Source organism: Streptomyces ochraceiscleroticus, from assembly GCF_000720485.1.
GTDB classification, from domain to species: domain Bacteria; phylum Actinomycetota; class Actinomycetes; order Streptomycetales; family Streptomycetaceae; genus Streptomyces; species Streptomyces ochraceiscleroticus.
Genome location: NZ_JOAX01000002.1, coordinates 459,438 through 466,930 on the forward strand (window position 1 = coordinate 459,438; position 7,493 = coordinate 466,930).

General features: G+C 73.6%; 8 protein-coding genes. 7 read left to right on the forward strand and 1 reads right to left on the reverse strand.

Going from position 1 to position 7,493, the window contains the following annotated elements; genetic code table 11:
• Positions 1-67 precede the first annotated feature (67 nt).
• Both IG84_RS0104230 and IG84_RS0104235 read left to right on the forward strand, forming a co-directional pair.
• Positions 68-652, forward strand: a complete 585-nt coding sequence (locus IG84_RS0104230) for a ScbR family autoregulator-binding transcription factor (RefSeq protein ID WP_245659214.1) — start codon at positions 68-70, stop codon at positions 650-652.
• On the forward strand, positions 649-1,596 hold the full coding sequence (locus IG84_RS0104235; protein WP_037799166.1) for an NAD-dependent epimerase/dehydratase family protein: 948 nt from the start codon (positions 649-651) through the stop codon (positions 1,594-1,596). The genes IG84_RS0104230 and IG84_RS0104235 overlap by 4 nt, the downstream gene beginning before the upstream one ends.
• 122 nt (positions 1,597-1,718) lie before the next feature.
• On the opposite strand, the gene IG84_RS0104240 is transcribed toward IG84_RS0104235, so the two are convergent.
• Positions 1,719-2,852 carry an IS701 family transposase gene (locus tag IG84_RS0104240; protein ID WP_051861346.1) on the reverse strand — a complete coding sequence of 378 codons (1,134 nt, stop codon included), beginning with the start codon at positions 2,850-2,852 and terminating at the stop codon, positions 1,719-1,721.
• A gap of 370 nt (positions 2,853-3,222) precedes the next feature.
• Between IG84_RS0104240 and IG84_RS0104245 the strand changes: the two genes are divergently transcribed.
• The 5 genes from IG84_RS0104245 to IG84_RS39530 form a co-directional block, all read left to right on the forward strand.
• On the forward strand, positions 3,223-3,807 hold the full coding sequence (locus tag IG84_RS0104245; protein ID WP_037799169.1) for a TetR/AcrR family transcriptional regulator: 585 nt from the start codon (positions 3,223-3,225) through the stop codon (positions 3,805-3,807).
• A gap of 283 nt (positions 3,808-4,090) precedes the next feature.
• Positions 4,091-5,083 (forward strand): ScbA/BarX family gamma-butyrolactone biosynthesis protein, encoded by a 993-nt coding sequence (locus tag IG84_RS0104250; RefSeq protein ID WP_051861347.1) that lies wholly within the window; start codon positions 4,091-4,093, stop codon positions 5,081-5,083.
• Between the two features lie 286 nt (positions 5,084-5,369).
• Positions 5,370-6,464, forward strand: coding sequence for a sensor histidine kinase (locus IG84_RS38720; protein ID WP_051861348.1), 1,095 nt, complete (start codon positions 5,370-5,372; stop codon positions 6,462-6,464).
• Positions 6,465-6,490: 26 nt separating this feature from the next.
• Complete coding sequence (locus IG84_RS0104260; RefSeq protein WP_051861349.1) at positions 6,491-7,192, forward strand: response regulator transcription factor; 702 nt, start codon at positions 6,491-6,493, stop codon at positions 7,190-7,192.
• A gap of 204 nt (positions 7,193-7,396) precedes the next feature.
• Positions 7,397-7,493, forward strand: a 97-nt coding sequence (locus IG84_RS39530) for a biotin carboxylase N-terminal domain-containing protein (protein ID WP_281179312.1), incomplete at its 3' end; no start/stop codon positions are given.

Sequence of the window (7,493 nt, forward strand, 5' to 3'; positions counted from 1 at the left end):
AAGTGGGCTGGAGTACCGCGTGGCACGAGTGAGGCAGGACCGGGCGATCCGTACGCGAGGTGTCATCTTGCGTGCAGCCGCCCAGGTGTTCGACGAGTACGGTCTTGCCGGATCGAGCATCAGCAAGATCATGACGCGCGCCGGTACGACCCAGGGGGCGATGTACTTCCACTTCAAGTCCAAGGAGAACCTCGCCCGCGCGGTCATCAACGAGCAGGCCGCCGACCTCTCGCTGCCGGAGCGGCCGGAGGGGCTGGCGCAGCTCATCGGGCTGACGTTCTTCCTGGCCCGCGAGATGCAGAGCAACGTGCTCTTCCGCGCCGGCGTCACGCTGGCCGTCGAGCAGGGCCAGGTCGGGCTGCGGGACTTCAGCCCGTACGACATGTGGGCGGACCTGTTCCGCGGCGAGCTGGAAGCGGCCCGGAGCAAGGGCGAGCTGCAGGACGACGTGGACGTCGCCGAGGTCGCGCAGCTCCTCGTCGCGGCGTACACCGGGTCCCAGGTCATGTCGAACCTGCTCACCGGCCCCGACCGGGCCGACCTGCCGGAGCGGATCGGCCGGATGTGGCGGTACGTCCTCCCGGGCATCGCCCAGCCGGACAGGCTGGCGGAGCTGCGGGAGGTCGCCGAGCGCACCGGGCCGGCGGCGTGACGCCGCGCACGGTACTGCTGAGCGGGGCGAGCGGCTTCATCGGCTCCGCCGTGCAGGCCGCGCTCCGGGCGCACGGCGCGGACATCACCGTACGGGCGCTCTCCCGTACGGACGGCCCGGACTCGGTGCGCGCCGACCTGACCGACCCGGACTCCCTGCGGGGCGTGGCCGCGGGGGTCGACGTCCTCGTGCACCTGGCCTCCCGGGTGTCGGGCGAGGAAGAGGCGTGCCGGGCGGTGAACATCGTCGGTACGCAGGCGCTGATGCGGGAGGCGCGGCAGGCCGGGGTGCGGCGGATCGTCCACCTCTCGACCGCCGCGGTGTACGGCCTGGGACCGCACCGCGGGATCGCCGTGGACGAGGTGGAACCCGCCCCCGTGTCGGCCGCGAGCCGCACCCGGCTGGCGGGGGAGCGCACGGCGCTGGACGCGGGTGCCGTGGTGCTGCGGCCGTACCTGATCACCGGCGCCGGTGACCGCTGGGTCGTGCCCGCCCTGGCCGAGCTGGTCCGCCGGGTCCCGGCGCGGTGGGACGGCGGGCAGGCGCGGCTGTCGCTGGTCGACGTGCGGGATCTCGCGCGGCTCGTCGCGGAACTGGCGTGCGGCGAAGCGGAAGTGGCCAGCGGTGTGTACCACGCCGCGCACCCCGAGCCGGTGCGCCTCGGCGCCCTGCTGGACACGCTCGCGGGGCTCGGGGTGATCCCCGAGGTGCCGCAGGAGGCATGGGACTGGCAGCGGTGCGTGGACCGGCTGCGGGAGTACCCGGGCGCCATGAGTGAGCGTCAGTTCGAGCTGATGGCACGGGAACACTGGTACCGCAGCGAGGAGATCTGGCGGCTGGCGGGCGTGCCGGCCGGACCGGGGCCGCTGCACCGGTTCGCCGAGTCGGCTTCCTGGTACAGGGAGTACCTGGCCGGTACGGCGGTCGGTACCGGCGTCGGCTGAGCCTGTCCGGTGTGTGAGCCGTCCGGCGCCGCCGGGGCCTGAGCCGTCCGGCGTTCGAGCCGCCCGGCCGGATGTGCCGGCGGGCGGCCCCTGCGGTGCTCGGACGCGGCCTACGCGGCCGGTCAGGCCGCCTGCTGCCAGGCGGCGGCCATGCGCACATGGTGCGCGTGCGCTGCGGAGACGAGTGTCATGTGGCGGTGCCAGCCGGGGTAGGAACGGCCCTCGAAGTCGTGCAGCCCGTGGTCCAGCAGCGTGTCCGGGGCGGGGGCGAGAGGCACGGTCAGCAGGTCGGCGAGGGCGGCGAGCCGCGCGGTGGGCAGGTCGGTGAGCCAGATGTGGCGCGGCCCGCCGTCGGCCGGCCAGGTGACGACGGGCTGCAGCGGGCGCGGGCTGCCCGGGACGTGCACCAGCGCGGGCGCCAGGCGCAGGTGAGCCGCGGCCGGGCCCAGCGGAGTGGTGGCGGCACGCCCGAGGCGCTGCAGGAGCTGCCGGGCGGGGAGCGCCCCGGTGGGCTGCGGCCCTCGCACATGGCGGGTCGGGCGCAGCAGGCCGATGGCGACCGGCGTGGTGGACGGGACGCGCAGCGCGAAGCCGTGGCCGCGCGCGGTGAGAGCCGTCAACAGGGGCTGTACGCCGGTGTGGTGGGCGGCGGTGGCCAGGACCGGTACCTCGTGGGCGACGGGTAGGCCGAGCAGGTCCAGCGTGAGGTCGTGCGGCGCGCGTGCGCGTGCGGACTCGGGCACGCAGACGCGGGCGCGCAGCCGCGCGTCCTCGCTCCAGCGGCCCGGCAGGTGCAGTCGCCAGTCGAGCGGCGTGGTGCCGTACTCGGTGGCCAGGAACAGCCCGAACGCCCACTGGCAGCCCACCGTCCGGCCGCTCGTGGGATCGAAGCGCCGGTGGACCCCGACGGAGTGCTGTCCGCGCTTCGGGATCAGGACGGGCGCCGGGATCAGGGCGCGCGGCGGGAGCCGGCGTGCGCACCAGTCGGCGAGGCGCCTGCGGACCGGCTCCCACCGCCAGGTGCTCGCGTTGACGATCTGGTGCAGGGACTGCCACGCGGTGTCCGAAGTGCTCACCGTCCAGGCCATGTTGCGTACGGACTTCTTGCCCGGGGTCGAGCACAGTCCCCTGAGATAGGCGGTGGCCCACCGGCGCTGGTCGGCGCGCGGGAGGTCCTGGAAAAGGTGCCGAGCCAGGTCGTCGGCCGGGTGGTGCGGCACCGGCCGTACCGGGCCGCTCCCGTGAAGCTCGGTCATGGCGGCTCCCTTCGAACATGCGGGCAGGGGTGTCGGTGCCGAAAGAATAGCGAACAACCTCTATGTTTTTGAAGGGGCGGTCCGTCGGGGGGTGTTGAGGGGGCGCCGGGGTCGGTCCGCCGCGCCCGGCGGAGCGCCGTCCCGGCGACCGGTGACCTGCCAAAGCCGTCACCGGGCCACGTCGCGGGGTGCTCGTTGGCGTGTACAACGGGTTAACGTCTCTTTCCACGGGGATTGCGGTGAGGACGTGTGTCCGGCCGATTGGCCGGTGTACTCAGCGGCACCCCGTCCGAAAGCCCCCGATCCCCCTTCAGGCCCGGCCCGCCGAGCGGCGGCTCCCGGGTGAGGTTTGTCGAATTGGTGGCATCAGATGAAGCAGGAACGCGCCATGGTCACCCGGGGACGTCTGACGCGTGCGGCGGCCGGGGAGTTCGCCCGCCAGGGGTACGCAGGCACCTCACTGCAGGTCGTGTGCAAGGAGGCGGAGGTCTCCATGGGCGCGCTGACCTTCCATTTCCGGGCCAAGAGCGAGCTGGCCGAGGCGGTCGCCGAGGCGGCGGTCGCCGAGACCGGCGCCGTGGTGGCCGAGGCGAAGGGATGCGGTGGCGATCCGCTGGCGGCCATGTCCGGCCTCGCCTGTGACCTGGCGGATCTGCTGGCCCGCAGCCCCGCCGTCCGCGCGATGGTGCGGCTGGAGGAGGAGCGGATCATCGCCGCCGGCGGGTGGCAGGCGGCGTGGGAGCCGGCCGTGCGCGCCATGCTGGAGTGCGCGCGGCAGCGTGACGACCTGACCGCCGAGATCGAGGTGGAGACCGTGGTGCAGCTCGCCGCGCACCTGCTGAACGGCACCGCCGTCACCCTGCACGCCCGCCCCGACGCCGATGAGGTGGCGGCGCTCGCGCACATCTGGGCCGCGGTCATGCGGGGCATCCGCGCGTCGGTGGCGGCGCACTGACGGCCCGCGGGGCGGCCGCTCGCTGACGGGACGTCACCGGGTCTGGTGGCGGGCGCATTTCAGCCCGAATTCCTCGTCGACCGACCGGAATGTTCCCTTCCTGAAGTGGGTCGCAGAAAGTCTTGATGCGGCAGGGGTGCTGGTCACGGATGGTGCGCAGGGGAGGGAGGGGCGCCGGTGGGGCGGCCGGTGGTCGACAAAAAAAAGAATGCCCTCTATGTTATGCCGTGCCACGGCCCAGTGCCTTGTGCGGCCAACGCACAACGAGGGAAAGGATGCTGACGTGCCCCGATTTGCCACCGTCCCGGACGCCACTGCTCGCTACGAGGTCATCCCGCAGCAGTTCGTCCACAAGCTCGACCCGGACGAGGTGCTGCTCACCGGATGGCGGAAGACCGGTCCGGACACCTACGAGGTGACCGCCCGCCGGCCCCACACCCACAGCTTCTACCTGAGCGGCAACGGCGGGTACGACCCGCTGCTGTTCGCCGAGACCGTCCGCCAGCTCCTTCCCCTGCTCTCCCACGCCGCCTACGGAGTGCCGCTGGGACACCAGCTCATCTGGGACGACTTCACCTACAGCCTGGACGCCGGCGCCCTGGCCGCGGTCGTCCCCGGGATACCCGTCCGGCTGGTCGCCCGCTGTACCGCCGTCACCCGCCGCAGCAGCCGCGCGTCGGCCATCGTCCTGCACGCCGAGGCGTACCAGGGCAGCCGCCGCCTGGGAGAGGCCCGCACCCGCTTCACCGTGCACAGCCCCGCCGTCTACCAGAGACTGCGCGGCGCCTACGGTGACGCGCAGCGCGCCATGGCCAACGCCGTGCTCCCCGGACTGCCGCTGCCGGCCCGGCGGGTGGGCCGCGTCTCGCCCTACGACGTCGTCCTCTCCCCGGACGCCGCGACCGGGCGCTGGCAGCTCTGTGTCGACACCGGCCACCCGGTCCTCTTCGACCACCCGGTCGACCATGTGCCCGGCATGCTGCTCCTGGAGGCAGCCCGCCAGGCGACGCAGGCCATGGCCGACCCGCTGCCGGTCGTCCCGGTGACGATGCACACCGAGTTCCACCGCTACATCGAGCTGGACGCCCCCTGCTGGGTCGAGGTCGAGGCGCTGCCCGCCGACCCGTCGGGCCGCTGCCGGCTGCGGGTGAGCATGCGTCAGCACGAGACGGTCTGCTTCGTCGCGGACGTCTCCGTGGAGCGCGCGCCGGGCTCCTTCCCGCTGCCGGTACTCGCCTCGCGCGAAGCGCACGCCGCCGCCCCCGCCCTGGTCTGACCGGCGGGCCCGTCGCGCGGACGCCGCCGGCGTCGTCCCGCTCACGCCTTCACCGGGCCGTCCCGGACCTTCCACCCGCGCACCCTCTTTCCTGTGCTTTCCTGTGGCTTTCCTGTGTGAAAGGGGTGCGCGGCAGCTGCGCCAGGACGCCGCCACCCCTGCCCGGCCGGTGCCGCGCCCCTGTCCGGGGCGCGCACCGTCCTGGGCGTTTTTTTCTCTCCCAGAAACATAGAGGTTGTTCGCATTGTTTCGCGAGCGTTCAACCCGTCGTGCAAGAGGAGTAGCCATGACCGCCGCCTCCACCCTGCTGGCGGACGTCTTCACCCATGCCCTCACGGAGGGCCTCAGCCGCGCGTCCGCCCCGCGCGTGCGCCCGGTCGCCGCCGTGCCCGACGACGTCGGTGCCGTACGCGACGACATCGGCGCCCCGCGCCGGGCGCCCCGGCGCGGCGGTCCGGCGCCGGACCCCGTCGACGCCGCACTGCACCGCTTCACCGGACTGCTGGGATCCCGCTCGGCCCAGTTGCCCGGGGGACAGCCCGACGAGGAGGAGGCCCGGTACCTGCGGGAACTGGCCCGGCACGCGCTCGGCCGGACCGCGAGCCGGGCCGCCGCGCCTGCCGTCACCGGTCGCCCCGCCCCCGATCAACTGCTCGCCGCCGCCATGCTGTTGACCGAATGTCTCCTCCTGCAAGGGCTGGACGCGGGTGCGGTGCTCCCCCTCCTGTGCGCCGTCCGGGAAACCTTCGCCGCGGCCGCGGGCCCGCACCCGCGGGCCGTCGACGCCTGGCAGGGCCGCCGGACGCTCGCCCGGGACGTCCACGACCGCGTCGCCACCCCGCTGGCCGCCGCCCTGGACAGGCTCGGCGCGGAAGCCGGTACCGTACGCGCCTCCGAGCAACTGACGGCGGCGCGCGACCTGTTGGCGCAGGCCGCCGAGAGCAGCCGCGGCATCGTGGCCGGGCTGCACGAGCGCACACCGGTGCCCCGCCTGCGCGAATCCCTCGAGGAGTTCCTGCGCGGCCTGCCCGAGGGGCCGGAGGTGCGCTGGCACCAGTCCGGGGACGAGACCACCCTGCCCGAACTCTTCCGGCGCGAACTGCTGCTCGTCCTGCGGGAGGCGGTGCTCAACGCCCGTACCCACGCCGGGGCGGAGACGGTGTCCGTCACCGTCCGGACGACCCGCAGATGGGCCCACGCCCAGGTCTGTGACGACGGACGGGGCTTCGACGTCGCGCACACGCTCTCCGCGCGGCCCGCGTACGGCCTGCGGGCCATGTCCGAGCGCATCGAATCGGTGGGCGGGCGGCTGGCCGTCACCAGCCGCGCCGGCGACGGCACCCGTGTCGACGTCCACCTGCCCCGTTACCAGGCCGGCTGACCGCCGAAAGAGAAGGGGAAACGATCATGCCACGTATCACCGCCGTCATCGCCAGCGAGAACGCCCTGCTGCGCGACGCCCTCACCGCGCTGCTGCACGCACAGCCCGGCATCCGCCTCCTCGGCCAGGCCACCGGCGAGCACGAGGCCCTGCGCAAGGCCGTCGCACTCCGCCCCCAAGTGATCCTCCTGGAGCCCTGGTCGGCGCCGGGCAGCACCGTACGCACCGTGCGTTCCCTGCGCCGGCTGGCGCCCGAGACCGCCGTACTGGCCCTGCCGGGCGGCAGCACGCGGGCCGACCACCACGCCCTGCGCGCCGCCGGGGTGCACGGCTACCTGCCGCGGCATGCCGGACGGGAGGCGCTGCTCGCCGCGCTCGGCGCGCTGTTCCCCGCGGCGGTGCAGGGCACCGGGCACGTACCGTACGCCGCCCTGTCCCGGCGCGAGCGGGAGGTGCTCAGCGGAGCGGCGGCCGCCATGACCAACCAGCAGATAGCCCGCGGACTGGGCATCACCACCGGAACCGTCAAGCGGCACCTGCACACCACCTTCCGCAAACTGGACGCCGTCTCCCGGCTCGACGCGGTGGCCAAGGCGCTCGCCGCCGGACTGATCAGCGCGCCGGGCCCGGCCCGGCCGCTGGAGCCCGACGGCCCGTCGGGTCCGGCCGCGCCACCGGAGCCGTCCGGTGGCGCGGCCGACGGGCAGTGGGCGGTCCGGGCGGCGTGACCGGCCCTGGGCGTGCATTTGTCATTCCGCTGACATTCCCCGCGCTTTCTTGAGATCTCTGACCGAACCCTTGAAATGCAAACCTTGTGCGGGGTGCTTTCCGTGCAGAAAGGTAGGTGGCACGACCCGGTGCATTGACGTGGAACCGCTTGCCAGGAAGGCGCGGAGCACCGGTACGAGAATTCCTGTCGAGGGGGAGCTGTCGTGCGCAAGGTGCTCATCGCCAACCGTGGCGAAATCGCTGTCCGCGTGGCCCGGGCATGCCGGGACGCCGGGATCGGGAGCGTAGCGGTCTACGCCG

Bases quoted from the DNA above. Each gene is read 5' to 3' on its own strand.
- IG84_RS0104240 (WP_051861346.1), bottom strand. From the start codon at position 2,852: ATGACCGAGCTTCACGGGAGCGGCCCGGTACGGCCGGTGCCGCACCAC.
- IG84_RS0104245 (WP_037799169.1), top strand. From the start codon at position 3,223: ATGAAGCAGGAACGCGCCATGGTCACCCGGGGACGTCTGACGCGTGCG.
- IG84_RS38720 (WP_051861348.1), top strand. From the start codon at position 5,370: ATGACCGCCGCCTCCACCCTGCTGGCGGACGTCTTCACCCATGCCCTC.
- IG84_RS0104260 (WP_051861349.1), top strand. From the start codon at position 6,491: ATGCCACGTATCACCGCCGTCATCGCCAGCGAGAACGCCCTGCTGCGC.